The sequence below is a fragment of the Streptomyces sp. NPDC005181 genome (assembly GCF_040608395.1).
Lineage (GTDB): Bacteria > Actinomycetota > Actinomycetes > Streptomycetales > Streptomycetaceae > Streptomyces.
Genome location: NZ_JBEXID010000011.1, coordinates 56328 through 72841, shown reverse-complemented (window position 1 = coordinate 72841; position 16514 = coordinate 56328). Strand labels below are relative to the sequence as shown.

The window sequence follows — 16514 nt, the reverse complement described above, 5'->3', positions numbered from 1 at the left end:
AGGGCTTTCCCCTACGGGCAGGTTGGGGGTTCCGAAGGAACCCTCGGCCTGCCCGTTCCGTTTACGGTTAAGGGAGGCCGGTGGTCGGCAGCCGAATCGACATCCAAGGGGCGTCATGGAGACCGTGATCCTGATCCTGGGGCTGCTCTTTGTCGCGTTCATGGCCCTGGGCATCTATGTGAGCGTCAAGATCATCGGCGCGGCGAAGCGTGGCGTGGACCGCACGATCACGCAGGCGCGCCGCACGGTCGAGGAGACCACGCTGCGGGCGAAGAGCTTCGGCCAGGTGGGGGTGGCCGGAGAGCTGGCGCAGCTGCGGCTCTCGCTGCGGACGTCGATGCGGGCTACGCAGGACGCGTTGCAGGCGGGCGTGGCCGAAGATGCCTCGCTGTCGGAGTCGCTGGGGCTGTTCCAGCGGCTGAGCGTGCACGGGCGGGAGCTCGACGACGAGCTGAAGAGGCTGGAGCGTGAGCCCGACCGGGCGACGGTCGCCTCGCTGCTGCCGGGCCTGAAGCAGCGTACGGAGCGGATCACGCACTCGGCGGAGTCGCTGCGGTGGGCCGCGCGCGACCGGGCGCGGCAGTTCGCCGACGACGATCTGGCGGCGCTGAACACGCAGATCGATGTGGAGGCGGGGGCGCTGCGGCACTGGACGGTGGAGGAGCCTGCGACTGGTGCTGGTGCTGGTGGTGCGGGCTCGGGCGCAGATGGGCGTGGGAGCGACCGGTCGCGGAGTGCGCAGGTCGGCGAGGAAGGTCCGGAGGCGCTCACGGCCCGGGACCCCCGGGCGCAGACCGGTTACCCCTGGCAGAAGACGGTGCGGCCCGAAACGACCAATTGAGCAGGTGGGACGGGCCGAAGCCCCGGGCTCGAACTGATGTGATCGGTCATGGCAAGATGTGGCCTGAAGCGATCGGAAGTGATCATTCGGTCGGGGTCGGACTGCCGAGCGACGGCCTCGGGAGGTAATCTCCCGCTCATGTCCCGCCATGTCGCGATCGTCACCGATTCCACGGCCTACCTGCCGCCCCAGGCGATGGAGCGGCATGGCATCACCGCAGTGCCGCTGACTGTCGTCCTCGGCGATCAGGCGCTGGAGGAAGGCACCGAGATCTCGGCCCGCTCCCTCGCGCTGGCGCTCCAGAAGCGCCGCTCCGTGACGACGTCCCGGCCCAGTCCGGAGGTCTTCGCCGCCGCGTACCGGGCGGCAGCCGACGCCGGCGCCGCCGGGATCGTCTCGCTGCACCTCTCGGCCGAATTCTCGGGCACGTACGACGCCGCGCTGCTCGCCGCGAAGGATGCTCCGGTGCCGGTACGGGTGGTGGACACCGGCATGGTCGCCATGGCCCTGGGGTTCTGCGCCCTGGCCGCGGCCGAGACGGCGGAGGCGGGCGGCAGCCTGGACGAGGCGGTCGTGGCCGCCGAGAAGCGGGCCGCGGGCACCTCCGCGTACTTCTACGTCGACACGCTGGACTATCTGCGCCGCGGCGGACGCATCGGCGCGGCGCAGGCCCTGCTGGGGTCGGCGCTCGCGGTGAAGCCCCTGCTGCAGCTGGACGGTGGCCGGATCGAGCTGCTGGAGAAGGTGCGGACGGCCTCGAAGGCGATCGCGCGGCTGGAGGAGATCGTCGCCGAGCGGGCGGGCACCGGCCGGGTGGACATCGCCGTGCACCACCTGGCGGCGTCCGAGCGGGCCGAGCGGCTGGCCGAGAGGTTGCGTGAGCGCGTGCCGGGGCTCGTCGATCTGCATGTCAGCGAGGTGGGCGCGGTGATCGGCGCGCACACCGGCCCCGGCCTGCTCGGAGCAGTGGTTTCACCTCGCTGATCTCACTCGCGGGAGTGAGTGAGTTATCCACAACGGGTCGGTTTTCCACGGGAATTGGACCTGCTCAGCGGGTTCGGGCGCATGTGCCTAGCGTCGTGAGGCATGGCTCCCCGATCAGATCGTGCACCTCGCGCACACCGTGCAACCAGTGGAAGTGGACCCGGCCGCGCTGCGGCGTCGGACGTGCGCACCCGGCGCGGGTCCGGTGCGGGCCAGGGCGGCGACCCCGGCCCCGGATACGGTTCGGGGCCCAGCTCCGGACCTGGACCGGGACCCGGGCGGCGACGCTTGTCGCGGGGGCGTGCCGCTGCGGTCGCGGCGGCTTCGCGGCGCCGCGCGGACGCTCTCCTGGCCGGTGCAGGCGGGGGACGCGTCGCCCGGCCCGTGGTCGGCCTGGCGCCGCCTCCGGTACCGCAGTCGGCTCCGGCAGAGGAGAGCGTGCCGACGGTGGCGACGGCTCCGGCCGCGCCAGGGCGGTGGGAGCGCGTGGTTCCGGCCATGCGGGAGCGGCTCCCGATGTGGTTGCAGCTCAGGTGCGGTCTGGAGCCGAGAACCCTCGCCGCGCTCGCCGTCGTCCTGGTCGCTGCCGCGGCCTTCGCCGCCGTCCACTTCTGGTCCGCACGCCCACAGTCCGTCCGCGCCCCCGATCCGGTCAACGAGGGCGCGCATGCTCCGGCATCGGACCTGTCCATGGACCGGGGCCTGGACCGGGCCCGCACCCCCGATCCGTCACCCGGACCGCCGTCCGCCGGAGGACCGGGCGGACGGATTGTCGTCGATGTGAGCGGCAAGGTGCGCCGGCCCGGCATCTACCCCTTACCGTCCGGTGCGCGGGTCGCCGACGCGCTGCGGGCGGCGGGCGGAGCCCGGACCGGTGTGGATCTCACCGGCCTCAACCGGGCGCGGGTACTCATGGACGGGGAGCAGATCGTGGTGGGCGCGCCACCCGGCCCGCTGGTCTTCGGCGCCACAGGAGGAGCTGTCACTGGAGGGGGTGCTGCGGGCGCCGCCGGCGGCCCCACGACCGGGCCGGTCAGCCTCAACAGCGCGACGGTGGAACAGCTGGACACCCTGCCCGGTGTCGGCCCCGTTCTCGCCCAGCACATCATCGACTACCGCACGCAGCACGGCGGCTTCCGGTCCGTCGACGAACTCCGTGAGGTCAACGGGATCGGCGACCGCCGGTTCGCCGATCTTCAACCGTTGGTGCGTCCGTGAGCCGCGCCGAGGACACGCGACCGGACGTCCATCCAGAAGTCCATCCAGACACCCATCAGGACGTCCATACGGTGTCGGGCCGACGGCTGGGTATCTCCGACCCGCAACAGGAAGGCCCGGTCGATCTGCGGCTCGTCCCGCCGGCCCTGGCGACCTGGGCCGCCACGGCCCTCGCAGTGGGGGCGCCGGGGCGCTGGACGGCCGTGGGGACGGTGATCTGTCTCGTGGCCGGCCTGGTGCTCCTGGGCGTGTCACGGGCATCGGAGGCCCGGGCCACATGTGCCCGGCCGGTCGGCGAGGGGGACGCTCGGGGCGGCGGGGAGAGCGCCGTACGGAAGCGCCGGCGACTGCACGCCACCGCGGCAGCTGCCGCGCTGCTGTGCGCGGCGGCCGGGGCGACGGCCGCCGGGCTGCACAGCGCTTACGTACGGCAGGAGCCGGTCCATGGTCTCGCGCAGGGCTTCGCGAAGGTCGAGGCGGAGGCGACCGTCACGTCCGACGCACGGCAGACCCGGACCCACGTCCGCGGTGATCACAGCACCCCGGTCGCCTTTCTCCTGGACGCCGAGATCACCCGGCTGACGGCGCCCGACGGTGCCGTCGCCCGGCTCCGTGTCCCGGTGCTGGTCATCGTGTCCCCCGGCAGTTCGGCGGCGCAGTGGCAGCGGCTGCTGCCGTCCACGCGGCTGCGCCTGAGCGGCCGTCTCTCACCGCCTCTGCACAGGGGGGAGCGCAGCGCCGCCGTCCTGCGGCCGGACGGCAACGGCCCGCCCCGCGTCATCGGGCCTCCCACCCTTCTCCAGCTCGCGGCGGGTGATCTGCGTGCCGGGCTGCGTACGGCGACCGAAGGGCTGGAGCCCGATGCGCGTGCGCTGTTGCCGGGGCTGGTCGTCGGTGACACCTCACGGGTCACCCCCGAACTGCACGATGTGTTCCAAGCGGCCGATCTCACGCACCTGATGGCGGTCTCCGGCGCCAATCTGGCGATTCTGCTCGTGCTGCTCATCGGACCGCCCGGCACGGCTCTCCGGGTCGAACGCCGTGGTCTGGCACCTCGGTTGGGTATGTCGCTGCGGATGACCGCGACGCTCGGCGGGGGACTCACTCTCGCCTTCGTCCTCGTCTGCCGGCCGGAGCCGAGCGTGTTGCGGGCCGCGGTCTGCGGGCTGATCACGCTGCTGGCCATCGGCACCGGGCGTCGCCGCTCGCTGATCCCCGCACTGGCGGCCGCCGTTCTGCTTCTGGTGCTGTACGACCCGTGGCTGGCCCGCAGTCATGGCTTCGTGCTCTCCGTCCTGGCCACGGGGGCACTGCTCACTGTCGCGCCGCGATGGAGTGCCGCGCTGCGGCGGCGCCGGGTGCCGCCCCGGCTCGCAGAGGCTCTGGGCGCGGCTGCCGCGGCGCAGGCGGTGTGCGCACCGGTCGTCGTCGTGCTGGCCTCGCGGGTCAGCCTGGTGGCGATTCCGTGCAATCTGCTGGCCGAGTTCGCGGTGGCACCTGCCACGGTCCTCGGGTTCGCCGCGCTCGCCCTGGCGCCGGTGGCCATGTCGGTGGCCGAACTGTTCGCCAGGATCGCGGGATGGCCGGCCGGGTGGATCGCCTTCGTGGCCCGCACCGGAGCGGCCCTCCCCGGGGCGGAGGCCGACTGGCCCGACGGCTGGCGGGGAGCGGTGCTGCTCGCCGCCCTCACGGCGCTCGCGGCGCTGTCCGCCCGGCGCATGGCGCGTCACCCCTGGGCCTGTTCGGCCGTGGCGCTGCTGCTGATCCTCGTGGTGCTGCGACCGGCGCCGCTGACCCGGGTGCTGACGGGATGGCCGCCGCCGGACTGGGCGTTCGCGATGTGCGATGTGGGCCAGGGGGACGCCATGGTGCTCGCGGCGGGGGACGGCGAAGGTGTGGTCATCGACACCGGGCCCGATCCACGGCTCGCCGACCGCTGCCTGCGCGACCTGGGCATCACCCGGGTGCCACTGCTGCTCCTCACGCACTTCCACGCGGATCATGTCCGGGGCCTGCCCGGCGTGCTGCGGGGCAGAGCGGTGGGCGCGATCCAGACGACGAGTCTGGACGAACCGCCGGACCAGGCTGCGTTCGTACGGAGAACGGCCGCCGTCGCGAGGGTCCCTGTGATGCGGGCTGCCGCGGGAGAGCGGCGCCGCATCGGGCCGCTCGACTGGCGGGTCCTGTGGCCCGCCGGCGGAGCGACCGCAGCCTTCGGGACGGAGGAGCCCAACGACGCCAGTGTCACGCTGTTCGTCCGGACCGGCGGACTGACCCTGCTGCTCCTCGGCGATCTCGAACCACCGGCTCAGCAAGGGTTGTTACGCCAGTACCCGGCGCTGCCGCGGGTGGACGTCCTCAAGGTCGCCCATCACGGTTCCGCCCACCAGGACCCCGCGTTGCTACGCAGTGCTCACCCGCGACTCGCGCTGGTGAGCGTGGGCAAGGACAACCCGTACGGACACCCGGCGGCCCGTACCGTCGAGGCGCTCAGGGCCGGGGGAGCGGTGGTGCTGCGCACGGACCTGGACGGCGCGATCGCGGTAACGGGTGCCGGGCCGGGGCTGCGGGCGGTCGGACGCTCATGACTCCTGTCCGGCCGATCGCACCCGTCTCAGATCAGCCACCTGCCGTCGGCCATCAGCTCACGCGCGGTCAGTTCGTTCTCCTCCCGCCATGCCCTGACTGCGTACGGCGTGAAGCGGAGGTACACCCAGGGCGTGCGGCCACGCGGGTCCCAGTTGAGTTTCGCCGCGAAGGCGTCGCCCGATCCCGTGGACAGTCCGGTGTCCTCCACGACCTCGGCGGTCGCGTCGATGAGTACCACATCGCGGGTGTGGCCCAGGCTGATCCTGGTCTGTCCGGTCGACGTCACATTGTGCGCGGTCGGATTGGAGCGCCGGGTGGCCATCAGCAGCGTCCCCCGGTCCCACACGAACGACAGCGGCACCAGTGTCGGCACGCCGTCCGCCGAAGCGGTCGCCACCCAGGCGTCGTTGTCCTTCTCCAAGCGGCTGAGCACATCCTGCTTGCGCTGCTCCCGGCTGCGCGCCGGCTCCGGATTCGTCATGTTCCGCACGCTAGCGAGTGCGCGCAACCGCGCACCTCGGTCGGCGGTCCTAGGACCACCGGCTCATGGCGCAGGCCGGCGCACCGGGACAGACTGCGGCCATGGATCCGCAATCGCCGCAGACCGTCGACGCCTATCTGGACCGCATCGGCGCCGTCCGTCCCGCGCGCCCCGACGCCGCTGCCCTGCGCGACCTGCAGGTGCGGCACCTCACGGCCGTACCCTTCGAGAATCTGTCGATCCACCTCGGCGAAGACATCGTGCTGGAGGAGAAGGCGCTCCTCGACAAGGTGGTGGGCGCTCGGCGGGGCGGCTTCTGCTACGAACTGGGCGGCGCCTTCGCTGCACTGCTGCAAGCCCTCGGCTTCCGCGTCACCCTGCTCCAGGCCCGCGTCTACGGGGACGGCGGACGGCTCGGAATTCCGTACGACCATCTCGCGCTGCGCGTCGAGACCGACGACGGCACCGGACCCTGGCTCGCCGATGTCGGCTTCGGCGACCACGCCCGCTTTCCGCTCGCGCTAGACGACCGTACGGACCAGGAGGACCCGCGGGGTACGTACCGGATCCGGGAGACGCCCGATGCCAACGACGGTGCCGGGGCCGGTGATCTCGATGTGTTGCGTGACGGGATGCCCCAGTACCGCCTCGATCTGCGGCCCCGGGCTCTCGCGGACTTCCGGGGCGGCGCCTGGTACCACCGCACCTCGCCCGATTCGCACTTCACCCGGTCCCTGGTCTGCTCCCGGCTCACCGGCGTGGGCAGGGTCACGCTCAGCGGTCGCACCCTCGTCACGACGGTGGGTGGCGAGCGACATGAAGTGCCGCTGGCCACCGACGCCGAGGTGCTTGCCGCCTACCGTGAGCACTTCGGGCTGCGGCTCGACCGGCTGCCCACGCTGTGCAGGACAGGCGTGTAAGGACCGAACAGCCGACGCACACAAGCGGAACGTTCAATTCGGACCTTCGGTAACACCTCCACCCAAGCCCCGCCCAGACCTTCCGTTTGCCTCGAACGCCCCAAGGGTGATCGAATGCATGATCGTCGGCGGGCCGCTGCTCCGACAACGACGTCCAGCCGTCAGGCCCTATGGTGAATCTCCCCCGGGGGTACTGAAGATGTTCGGCCGTTGGCTGGGAAGCAAGAAGACGACGCATGCAGCAGGCGGCGGCCCACTCGCCGGACTCGCGGTGCCGCGCACTGCGGGAGTGCTGAGCTGCCGTGTGCTCGATCCGGTCAACGTGGCTGTTCAGCAGGCCGAGTTCGTGGTCACGGACAGTGCGGGCCGCAAGGTTGTCGGCGGCGAGACGGACCCGTACGGGAATGTCCTCGCCACCGTCCCGGCGGGCGACTACCGGCTGGCCGTCACGGCGGAGGGCTTCACTCCGTTCCATGGTTCGGCCACCGTCAGCGAGAGCGGCCACGCGGGCCTCGGCGACGTGATGCTTCAGGTCTCCGCGCCTCCGCAGCTGCCCGCCCCCGGTGACTGGGAGATCGAGCCGAACCACTCACAGATCGGGTTCACCGCCCGTCACATCGGACTGGCCCGTATCCACGGCCGGTTCAACACGTTCGCCGGTGCGGTCCGGATCGCCGACCGCATGGAGGACTCCGCCATGCACGTCATCATCGATGCCGCGTCGATCGACACGAACGTGCAGATGCGCGACGACCATCTGCGCTCCAGCGACTTCCTCGACGTCGGTCGCTACCCGACGCTCGAGTTCTACAGCGACCGATTCGTTCACCGGGGCGGCAGCCGCTGGGGCGTCAGCGGCGCGCTGACCCTGCACGGCGTCAGCCGTACGGTGACGCTGGACACCCAGTACCTGGGTATCGGCAACGGCCTTGAGGGCGAGACCCGAGCGGCGTGCCGGGCCACCACCGAGCTGCACCGTGAGGACTTCACCCTGACCTGGCAGACGATGCTGGCCCGCGGTATCGCCGTCGTCGGGCCCAGCATCGCCATCGACATGGACATCCAGATCGTCCCCAAGCGCTGAGTCCGGGGCGCCCGGTGACCGGGGCGCCGCCGCTAAGGCACTTCGAGCCATCCCTCGTACTCCGCGGCGAACGCGTCGAGCGCCGCGGAGTCCACCCGGCCGGCCGGGTCCTCGACGACCACCAGCCACTGGGCGTCCTCGGCGTCGTCCTCGCCGGCCAGCGCGTCGCGCACGAGCTGCGGCTCCTCGGCGACACCGAAACGGTCGGCGAGCTCTCCGGCCACCTCCTCCGCCGTATCGCGGTCGGGCAGCACCAGCACATGTCTCACATCGCTCACCTGCCCATTCTCCGGTACGGGGACGGATGCGGGGACAGGCGGTCGAAGCCGGGCTGTCAGTGGGGCGTGGGATGCTGAACGGCGATGGCCACCAGAAGGAATTCCACCGACGATCCGCTCGCCCCCCTCACGCTCGCCGTGGGCCAGGAGGACCTCCTCCTCGACCGTGCGGTGCAGCAGGTGGTGGCGGCGGCCCGTGCGTCCGACGCCGACACGGACGTCCGCGACCTCGCCTCCGACCAGGTCCAGCCGGGCACTCTTGCCGAGCTGACGAGCCCTTCGCTCTTCGCGGAGCGCAAGGTGGTGATCGTGCGCAATGCGCAGGATCTCTCCGCCGACACGGTGAAGGACGTCAAGGCGTACCTGGGTGCGCCGGTCGAGGAGATCACGCTCGTCCTGCTCCATGCGGGCGGCGCCAAGGGCAAGGCGCTGCTGGACGCGGCGCGCAAGGCGGGTGCGCGGGAGGTCGCCTGCCCGAAGACGACCAAGCCCGCCGAGCGGCTCTCGTTCGTCCGGTCGGAGTTCCGGGCACTGGGGCGTTCCGCGAGCCCCGAAGCCTGCCAGGCGCTAGTCGACTCCATCGGCAGTGATCTGCGGGAGCTGGCGAGTGCCGTGTCGCAGCTCGTCGCGGATGTCGAGGGCACGATCGACGAGGCGGTGGTCGGGCGCTACTACACCGGCCGTGCGGAGGCGTCCAGCTTCACCGTTGCCGACCGGGCGGTGGAGGGGCGGGCGGCGGAGGCGCTGGAGGCGTTGCGCTGGTCGCTGTCGACCGGGGTGGCGCCTGTGCTGATCACCAGTGCGCTCGCGCAGGGCGTACGGGCCATCGGCAAGCTGTCCTCGGCGCGCGGGGGGCGGCCTGCGGATCTTGCGCGTGAGCTGGGGATGCCGCCATGGAAGATCGACCGGGTGCGGCAGCAGATGCGGGGGTGGACACCGGACGGGGTGGCGGCGGCGCTGCGGGCGGTCGCGGATGCGGATGCGGGGGTGAAGGGCGGTGGGGACGACCCTGAGTACGCCCTTGAGAAGGCCGTGGTTGCCGTTGCGCGGGCGGCGCGGAGCGGCCGGTAACTGTGTGGGACGGTGCGGGGCGGGTGCCGGCCGTGTCCGGTTGCCCTGCCGTCCGCCGTCTCTCCCCTGGCCTCGCGCGCATGGGGGGACCCCTCGACGGGCTTGATGGCGCCCGCCGGGCGTGAGCGGATATGCCGAAGGCCCCGGTTCGTCGCCCTGGGGAGGGTGGCGGGCCGGGGCCTCGGATTGCGCTCGGTGCGCCGCACCCGCGTGGCGAACGCAGGTTCGGTGTGCGGCGCGGGGGCCGGGCAGGGGCGGGAGAGAGGGCCCGCTGGTCCGTTCCGGCAGTTACATCAGAAAGCTCAGCCCTGGAGGGCGGCAACCTTGGAGGCCAGCGCCGACTTCTTGTTGGCGGCGGCGTTCTTGTGGATGACGCCCTTCGAGACAGCCTTGTCGAGCGCGCGCGAAGCGTCGCGAACGGCCGTGGTGGCCTTCTCGACGTCGCCCGCTGCGGCAGCCTCACGGGCCTTGCGGATCGCGGTCTTGAGCGAGGACTTGACGGCCTTGTTGCGCAGGCGCGCCTTCTCGTTCGTCTTGTTCCGCTTGATCTGGGACTTGATGTTCGCCACGAAAGAGCCTTTTCAGGTTCGTTGGATCTTCGATGTGCGCCCCGCTGCCCGTAAGAGCCACGAGGCACAGCTGTCAACGGTACCAGCCGTGCTCCGACCGGCCCAAACCGGTCTCTGCCCCGCAGCCGTGGGACGATAGAAGCTACGTATCGATCCGACCGACCCGACATCGACCCGAGACACGGCGTTCGGCGTCTCAAGAATCAGGACCCTGCGTGCCCGCGACTCCTACCCACGTGCCCGAGCCGAGCCGTACCGACCCGGCGCTGATCCGCAACTTCTGCATCATCGCGCACATCGACCACGGCAAGTCGACCCTTGCCGACCGGATGCTCCAGCTGACGGGCGTGGTCGACCAGCGGCAGATGCGCGCTCAGTACCTCGACCGGATGGACATCGAGCGCGAGCGCGGCATCACCATCAAGTCCCAGGCGGTCCGTCTGCCGTGGGCGCCCACCACGGGCGAGGGCGAGGGCAGCACCCACATCCTCAACATGATCGACACCCCGGGCCACGTGGACTTCACGTACGAGGTCTCCCGCTCGCTCGCCGCCTGTGAGGGCACGGTCCTGCTGGTCGACGCCGCGCAGGGCATCGAGGCCCAGACGCTGGCCAACCTCTACCTGGCGATGGAGAACGACCTCACCATCGTCCCGGTGCTCAACAAGATCGACCTGCCGGCCGCGCAGCCCGAGAAGTTCTCCGAGGAGCTGGCCAACCTCATCGGCTGTCAGCCCGAGGACGTCCTCAAGGTCTCCGCGAAGACCGGTGTCGGCGTGGACGCCCTGCTGAACCGGGTGGTCAAGGACGTCCCGGCGCCGATCGGCAAGGCCGATGCCCCGGCCCGCGCGATGATCTTCGACTCGGTCTACGACTCGTACCGCGGCGTCGTCACGTACGTCCGTGTCGTCGACGGTCAGCTCAACAAGCGCGAGCGCATCAGGATGATGTCCACCGGCGCCACCCACGAGCTGCTGGAGATCGGTGTCTCCTCCCCGGAGATGACCCCGGCCGACGGCATCGGTGTGGGCGAAGTGGGCTACATCATCACCGGTGTGAAGGACGTCCGGCAGTCCAAGGTCGGTGACACGATCACCTCCCTGAACAAGGGGGCGACCGTGGCGCTGGGCGGGTACAAGGACCCCAAGCCGATGGTGTTCTCGGGTCTGTATCCGCTGGACGGCTCGGACTACCCCGACCTGCGCGAGGCCCTCGACAAGCTCCAGCTCAACGACGCCGCCCTGGTGTACGAGCCGGAGACCTCCGCGGCCCTCGGCTTCGGCTTCCGTGTCGGCTTCCTCGGGCTGCTGCACCTCGACGTGATCCGCGAGCGCCTGGAGCGCGAGTTCGGTCTGGAGCTCATCGCCACCGCCCCGAACGTGGTCTACCGCGTCGAGATGGAGGACGGCAGCGAGCACATCGTCACCAACCCGAGCGAGTTCCCCGAAGGCAAGATCGACAAGGTGCACGAGCCGGTCGTACGTGCCACCGTCCTCGCCCCCAGCGAGTTCATCGGCGCGATCATGGAGCTCTGCCAGAACCGGCGCGGCACCCTGCTCGGCATGGACTACCTCTCCGAGGACCGGGTCGAGATCCGGTACACCCTGCCCCTCGCCGAGATCGTCTTCGACTTCTTCGACCAGCTGAAGTCCAAGACCCGCGGCTACGCCTCGCTCGACTACGAGCCCACCGGTGAGCAGTCCGCCCAGCTCGTCAAGGTCGACATCCTGCTGCACGGCGACAAGGTCGACGCGTTCTCCGCGGTCACGCACAAGGACAAGGCGTACGCGTACGGCGTGCGACTCGTCGCCAAGCTGCGCGAGCTCATCCCGCGGCAGAACTTCGAGGTGCCGATCCAGGCGGCCATCGGCTCCCGGGTCATCGCCCGTGAGACCGTCCGCGCCATCCGCAAGGACGTGCTCGCCAAGTGCTACGGCGGTGACATCTCCCGTAAGCGGAAGCTGCTGGAGAAGCAGAAGGAAGGCAAGAAGCGGATGAAGATGGTCGGCAACGTGGAGGTGCCGCAGGATGCCTTCATCGCCGTGCTGTCCACCGACGAGTCGGGCGGGGAGAGCAAGGGCAAGAAGTAGTTCCCGGCGGAATTTCGCTTCTGTCCCGGCTTGAGCCACACCACCTCTACTCGGCGGTAGCCCCAACGGACCCCTGCGTCGCAGCACCCTGCGGCGTGGGGGTCCGTTTGTTATGAACCGGCGTCCGATTGCCTCTTACGCGACGGACGTGCGCGCTCTACCCTGATCACGACTTCGTAGTTACTCGCCAGTTAAACAAGCGGAATCACGCACGCAGGATCAGCACGCAGACGGACGCACATAAGCAGGAACAAGCAGCAGCACGCAGCAACCAAACAACCGGTCGTGAAGCACTGCCGCAGGCCCGGAGGATGTCGTGAGCGACACACAGACCCTGATCGATAACCGACCGCCCTCCGTGGCGAGCCTCTTCATCGACCGCGTTGCGGCCACTCCGGACGGGGAGGCCTACCGCTACCCGGTCCCCTCGGCCACCGGACAGGGCGCCGACGAGTGGAAGTCGCTGAGCTGGGCACAGGCCGCGGAGCGCGTGTACGCGATCGCCGCCGGGCTCATCGGTCTCGGCGTGGAGCCGGAGGAGCGGGTCGCGCTCTCCTCCGCCACCCGCGTCGAGTGGATCCTGGCCGACCTCGGCGTGATGTGCGCCGGCGCCGCGACCACCACGATCTACCCGTCGACCAACGCCGAGGAGTCGTCGTTCATCCTCGCCGACTCCGAGAGCCGTGTGCTGATCGCCGAGGACGCCGGCCAGCTGGCCAAGGCCCGCGAGCGCCGCGCCGAGCTGCCGAACCTCGCCCATGTGGTCGTCATCGACCCGGACGGCGCAGAGCCCGACGCGGCCGACCCCGAGGGCTGGGTGCTCACGCTGGCCGATCTGGAGGTCCGTGGCGCCGAACTCCTGGCGAAGAACCCGGGCGCGGTCAAGGAGCGGGTCGACGCGATCACCGCCGAGCAGCTCGCCACCCTGATCTACACCTCGGGCACCACCGGCCGCCCCAAGGGTGTACGGCTGCCGCACGACAACTGGTCGTACATGGCCAAGGCCACCGTGGCGACCGGCCTGATCACCGAGGACGACGTCCAGTACCTCTGGCTGCCGCTCGCGCACGTCTTCGGCAAGGTCCTCACCTCGGGTCAGATCGAGGTCGGCCATGTCACCGCCGTCGACGGCCGGATCGACAAGATCATCGAGAATCTGCCGGTCGTCCAGCCGACGTACATGGCCGCCGTGCCCCGTATCTTCGAGAAGGTCTACAACGGGGTCGCGTCCAAGGCGCGGGCCGGTGGCGGCGCGAAGTACAAGATCTTCCAGTGGGCCGCCGGGGTCGCCCGCGAGCACGCGAAGGTGTCCCAGGACAACTTCCGGCGCACCGGCACGGCCTCCGTTCCGTTCGCCCTCGGAGCCAAGCACAAGGTCGCCGACGCCCTCGTCTTCGCCAAGATCCGTGAGGCCTTCGGCGGCCGGCTGCGCGCATGTGTCTCCGGCTCCGCGGCGCTCGCCCCCGAGATCGGCTACTTCTTCGCCGGCGCCGGCATCCACATCCTGGAGGGCTACGGACTCACCGAGTCCAGCGCCGCCTCCTTCGTCAACCCGGGCGAGGCCTACCGCACCGGCACGGTCGGCAAGCCGCTCCCCGGCACCGAGGTACGGATCGCCGACGACGGCGAGATCATGCTGCGCGGCCCCGGCATCATGCAGGGCTACCACCGGCAGCCGGAGAAGACCGCCGAGGTGCTGGAGGCCGACGGCTGGCTGCACAGCGGTGACATCGGCGAGCTGTCCGTGGACGGCTACCTGCGGATCACCGACCGCAAGAAGGACCTGATCAAGACGTCGGGCGGCAAGTACGTCGCCCCGGCGGAGGTCGAGGGACAGTTCAAGGCGGTGTGCCCGTTCGTCTCCAACATCCTGGTGCACGGCGCGGACCGTAACTTCTGCACCGCCCTGATCGCCCTCGACGAGCCGACCATCCTCGGCTGGGCCGCCGAGAACGGCCTGGCAGGCAGGCCGTACGCCGAAGTGGTGGCGTCCCCGAAGGTCGTGGAGCTCATCGACGGCTATGTGAAGCGGCTCAACGGAGGGCTGCAGCGCTGGCAGACCATCAAGCAGTTCCGGCTGCTGCCGCGCGACCTCGATGTCGAGCACGGCGAGCTGACGCCGAGCCTCAAGCTCAAGCGGCCGGTCGTCGAACGCGAGTACAAGAGCCTCATCGACGAGATGTACGCGGGAGCGCGCGAGGCGTAGGCGCGGCCCATGGTGTGGACGGGGCGGACTGCCCCGTCCGCACCACTGTTCCTGATCCCCGTTCCTGATCGTGGTTCCTGCGTCTTCTCCTCCACTTCGGTAACTCGGTGCTTCTGGGGAGGGTCGGTCTGTCACTCTGTCCGTGTCGTCAGCGGCACACGGCGCGAAACAGGCCGTGCGAGAACAGGTCAGGAGCGGCGCCATGGGGCCCATTCCCTTGCAGCGGGACACCGTTCAGCGTCCCGGCACCCACGTCGGGCGGGCGGACGCGCAGCCGGTCGCCCGGACCGGCCTGCCGGGGAATCTCCTCGCGCCGGCTGCCGCGCGCCGGTTCGTCCGGGCCGCCCTCGCCGAGTGGGCCGGGCTCGGGCTACCCGCGGCCGTGGGCTTCAGCGACCGGCTGGCCGACGACGCGGTGATCGTTGCCAATGAGCTCGTCACCAACGCCGTCGTGCACGCCGGGACCACCGTCGAGCTGCTCTTCCGGCTGGAGGAAGCGGCCGGGGACGAGGCCGCAGCCCTGGTGCTGGAGGTCGCCGACCATCACCCTGCCCGTTCCGTACGCAGCGAACGCCCCGGCCCCGTGTCCGCGGCGGACCCGGACGACCCGACCGAGGACGGGCGCGGGCTGCAGGTTGTCGCCACACTCGCCGAGCGCTGGGGCATCACGTACCGCACCGGCCTGAAGACCGTCTGGGCCCGGCTGCCCGTCGACGACTGGACCGCGTTGCCCGAGCCGGCAGCCGAGCCGGAACTCCGGAGCGGGCTGCGCACCGCCGAGCTGCTCGCCCCTACCGCGCGGCGCGCTCTGCGCGACGACGCGGACTGGGCGGGCCGCGGTGCGCTCTCGTTCCTCGCCGAGGCCTCCGACCTGCTCGCCGGCCAGCTCGACGAGGACATCGTGGCGGCGCTCGCCGGGCAGTTACTGGTGCCCAGACTCGCCGACTGGTGCGCGATCTGGCTGGAACCGGAGAACGGCGGGCCCGCGGCCGTCCCCCGGCTCGCGAGCCTCTGGCACCGTGACGAGGACGAGACCGGGCAGCTGCGCACGGTGTTGGAGCAGGACCCGATCCGGCTGCCGGAGCGGGTGGGTACCGGGCCCGTCTCCATGCCGTGGCCCGGGACCGACGAGGACGGGGCCGGCCAGGGCGCCGACGAGAGCTCCAGCGGCCGTGCGGGGGCCGCGCTCGCCTATCGGATAACCGCCGGAGGCCGCACGCTCGGAGCCGTACTTCTGGGGCGGGAGGGCATCGCCCGCGTCCCCGACGGGGTGACCGCGCTGATCGAGGACTTCGTACGCCGCGTCGGCCTCGCCGTCGGCGCCGCCCGCGCCTACACCCGGCAGGCCACCATCAGCCGCATCCTGCAGCGGGGACTGCTGCCCAGCAAGGTCGCCGACATCCCCGGAGTCACCAGCTCACTGGTGTACGAGCCCAGCGACGACGGCGTCGTCGGTGGTGACTTCTACGACATTTTCCCGTGCCCCGGCGACCGCTGGTGCTTCATCCTCGGCGACGTCCAGGGCAGCGGTCCCGAGGCTGCCGTCGTCACCGGCCTCGCCCGGCCCTGGCTGCGGCTGCTGGCCCGGGAGGGCTTCCGCGTCGGGGAGGTGCTGGACCGGCTCAACCGGCTGCTCCTCGACGACGCGATGGAGACCGCCGAGGCCGCCGCCCTCATGGTCGCGGCGGCGGGCGGGCAGCACCTGCCGGAGGGCGGTCAGCAGCTGTCGGACGGCGGGCAGCCCCGGTTCCTCTCCCTGCTGTACGGGGAGATGGTGCCGCTGCCCGGCGGCGGCGTGCGCTGCACGCTGGCCAGTGCGGGCCATCCGCTGCCGCTGCTGCTGCGCCCGGACGGCACCGTGCGGCCCGCCGCCGAGCCGCAGGTGCTGCTCGGGGTCGTCGAGGACGTCGCGTACGAGAGCCAGAGCTTCGACCTGGCGCCGGGCGACAGCCTGCTGTGCGTCACGGACGGCGTGACGGAGCGGCGCTCCGGGCCGCTGATGTTCGACGACGGGGACGGTCTGGCCCGCGCACTGGCCGGCTGCGCCGGGCTGACCGCGGAAGGGATCGCGGACCGGATCAAACGGGCCGTCCACGAGTTCGCCGAGCGGCCGCCGGACGACGATCTGGCTCTGGTCGTGCTGCAGGCCCAGTGAGCGTGGGCCGGGAACGACCGGCGGCGAG

The 16514-nt window shown here is 71.0% G+C and carries 13 protein-coding genes; 10 read left to right on the top strand and 3 right to left on the bottom strand.

Annotated features, from left to right (window positions below; translation table 11 throughout):
• Positions 1–115 precede the first annotated feature (115 nt).
• From ABZV38_RS10695 to ABZV38_RS10680, 4 genes are all read left to right on the top strand, one after another.
• On the top strand, positions 116–841 hold the full coding sequence (locus ABZV38_RS10695; RefSeq protein ID WP_356326420.1) for a hypothetical protein: 726 nt from the start codon (positions 116–118) through the stop codon (positions 839–841).
• A 138-nt stretch (positions 842–979) separates the two neighbouring features.
• The gene (locus tag ABZV38_RS10690; protein WP_356326419.1) at positions 980–1825 is read left to right on the top strand and encodes a DegV family protein; all 846 of its coding nucleotides are present in this window, start codon (positions 980–982) and stop codon (positions 1823–1825) included.
• 102 nt (positions 1826–1927) lie between these two features.
• Positions 1928–3043 (top strand): ComEA family DNA-binding protein, encoded by a 1116-nt coding sequence (locus ABZV38_RS10685; RefSeq protein ID WP_356326418.1) that lies wholly within the window; start codon positions 1928–1930, stop codon positions 3041–3043.
• A gap of 86 nt (positions 3044–3129) precedes the next feature.
• Entirely contained in the window at positions 3130–5631 is a 2502-nt protein-coding gene (locus ABZV38_RS10680; protein WP_356326470.1) for a ComEC/Rec2 family competence protein, read from the top strand.
• 26 nt (positions 5632–5657) lie between these two features.
• Here the strand turns inward: ABZV38_RS10680 and ABZV38_RS10675 are convergent, their stop codons facing one another.
• Entirely contained in the window at positions 5658–6113 is a 456-nt protein-coding gene (locus tag ABZV38_RS10675) for a pyridoxamine 5'-phosphate oxidase family protein (protein WP_356326417.1), read from the bottom strand.
• A 101-nt stretch (positions 6114–6214) separates the two neighbouring features.
• On the opposite strand from ABZV38_RS10675, the gene ABZV38_RS10670 reads away from it, so the two are divergent.
• Both ABZV38_RS10670 and ABZV38_RS10665 read left to right on the top strand, forming a co-directional pair.
• Complete coding sequence (locus tag ABZV38_RS10670) at positions 6215–7033, top strand: arylamine N-acetyltransferase (protein WP_356326416.1); 819 nt, start codon at positions 6215–6217, stop codon at positions 7031–7033.
• Between the two features lie 199 nt (positions 7034–7232).
• Positions 7233–8117: a YceI family protein gene (locus tag ABZV38_RS10665; RefSeq protein WP_356326415.1), complete on the top strand. Its 885-nt coding sequence runs from the start codon at positions 7233–7235 to the stop codon at positions 8115–8117.
• A 32-nt stretch (positions 8118–8149) separates the two neighbouring features.
• On the opposite strand, the gene ABZV38_RS10660 is transcribed toward ABZV38_RS10665, so the two are convergent.
• Complete coding sequence (locus ABZV38_RS10660) at positions 8150–8395, bottom strand: hypothetical protein (RefSeq protein WP_356326414.1); 246 nt, start codon at positions 8393–8395, stop codon at positions 8150–8152.
• Between the two features lie 84 nt (positions 8396–8479).
• On the opposite strand from ABZV38_RS10660, the gene holA reads away from it, so the two are divergent.
• The gene (gene holA / locus ABZV38_RS10655; RefSeq protein WP_356326413.1) at positions 8480–9466 is read left to right on the top strand and encodes a DNA polymerase III subunit delta; all 987 of its coding nucleotides are present in this window, start codon (positions 8480–8482) and stop codon (positions 9464–9466) included.
• A 302-nt stretch (positions 9467–9768) separates the two neighbouring features.
• Here the strand turns inward: holA and rpsT are convergent, their stop codons facing one another.
• Entirely contained in the window at positions 9769–10035 is a 267-nt protein-coding gene (gene rpsT / locus ABZV38_RS10650; RefSeq protein ID WP_030921110.1) for a 30S ribosomal protein S20, read from the bottom strand.
• 215 nt (positions 10036–10250) lie between these two features.
• On the opposite strand from rpsT, the gene lepA reads away from it, so the two are divergent.
• From lepA to ABZV38_RS10635, 3 genes are all read left to right on the top strand, one after another.
• Positions 10251–12125, top strand: coding sequence for a translation elongation factor 4 (gene lepA, locus ABZV38_RS10645; protein ID WP_356326411.1), 1875 nt, complete (start codon positions 10251–10253; stop codon positions 12123–12125).
• Positions 12126–12441: 316 nt separating this feature from the next.
• Positions 12442–14331: an AMP-binding protein gene (locus ABZV38_RS10640; protein ID WP_356326410.1), complete on the top strand. Its 1890-nt coding sequence runs from the start codon at positions 12442–12444 to the stop codon at positions 14329–14331.
• Positions 14332–14533: 202 nt separating this feature from the next.
• The gene (locus ABZV38_RS10635) at positions 14534–16486 is read left to right on the top strand and encodes an ATP-binding SpoIIE family protein phosphatase (protein ID WP_356326409.1); all 1953 of its coding nucleotides are present in this window, start codon (positions 14534–14536) and stop codon (positions 16484–16486) included.
• Positions 16487–16514: the final 28 nt, after the last annotated feature.

Coding starts and splice junctions, on each gene's coding strand:
- holA (WP_356326413.1), top strand. CDS start 8,480: ATGGCCACCAGAAGGAATTCCACCGACGATCCGCTCGCCCCCCTCACG.
- ABZV38_RS10635 (WP_356326409.1), top strand. CDS start 14,534: ATGGGGCCCATTCCCTTGCAGCGGGACACCGTTCAGCGTCCCGGCACC.
- ABZV38_RS10670 (WP_356326416.1), top strand. CDS start 6,215: ATGGATCCGCAATCGCCGCAGACCGTCGACGCCTATCTGGACCGCATC.
- ABZV38_RS10695 (WP_356326420.1), top strand. CDS start 116: ATGGAGACCGTGATCCTGATCCTGGGGCTGCTCTTTGTCGCGTTCATG.
- ABZV38_RS10665 (WP_356326415.1), top strand. CDS start 7,233: ATGTTCGGCCGTTGGCTGGGAAGCAAGAAGACGACGCATGCAGCAGGC.
- ABZV38_RS10685 (WP_356326418.1), top strand. CDS start 1,928: ATGGCTCCCCGATCAGATCGTGCACCTCGCGCACACCGTGCAACCAGT.
- ABZV38_RS10690 (WP_356326419.1), top strand. CDS start 980: ATGTCCCGCCATGTCGCGATCGTCACCGATTCCACGGCCTACCTGCCG.
- ABZV38_RS10675 (WP_356326417.1), bottom strand. CDS start 6,113: ATGACGAATCCGGAGCCGGCGCGCAGCCGGGAGCAGCGCAAGCAGGAT.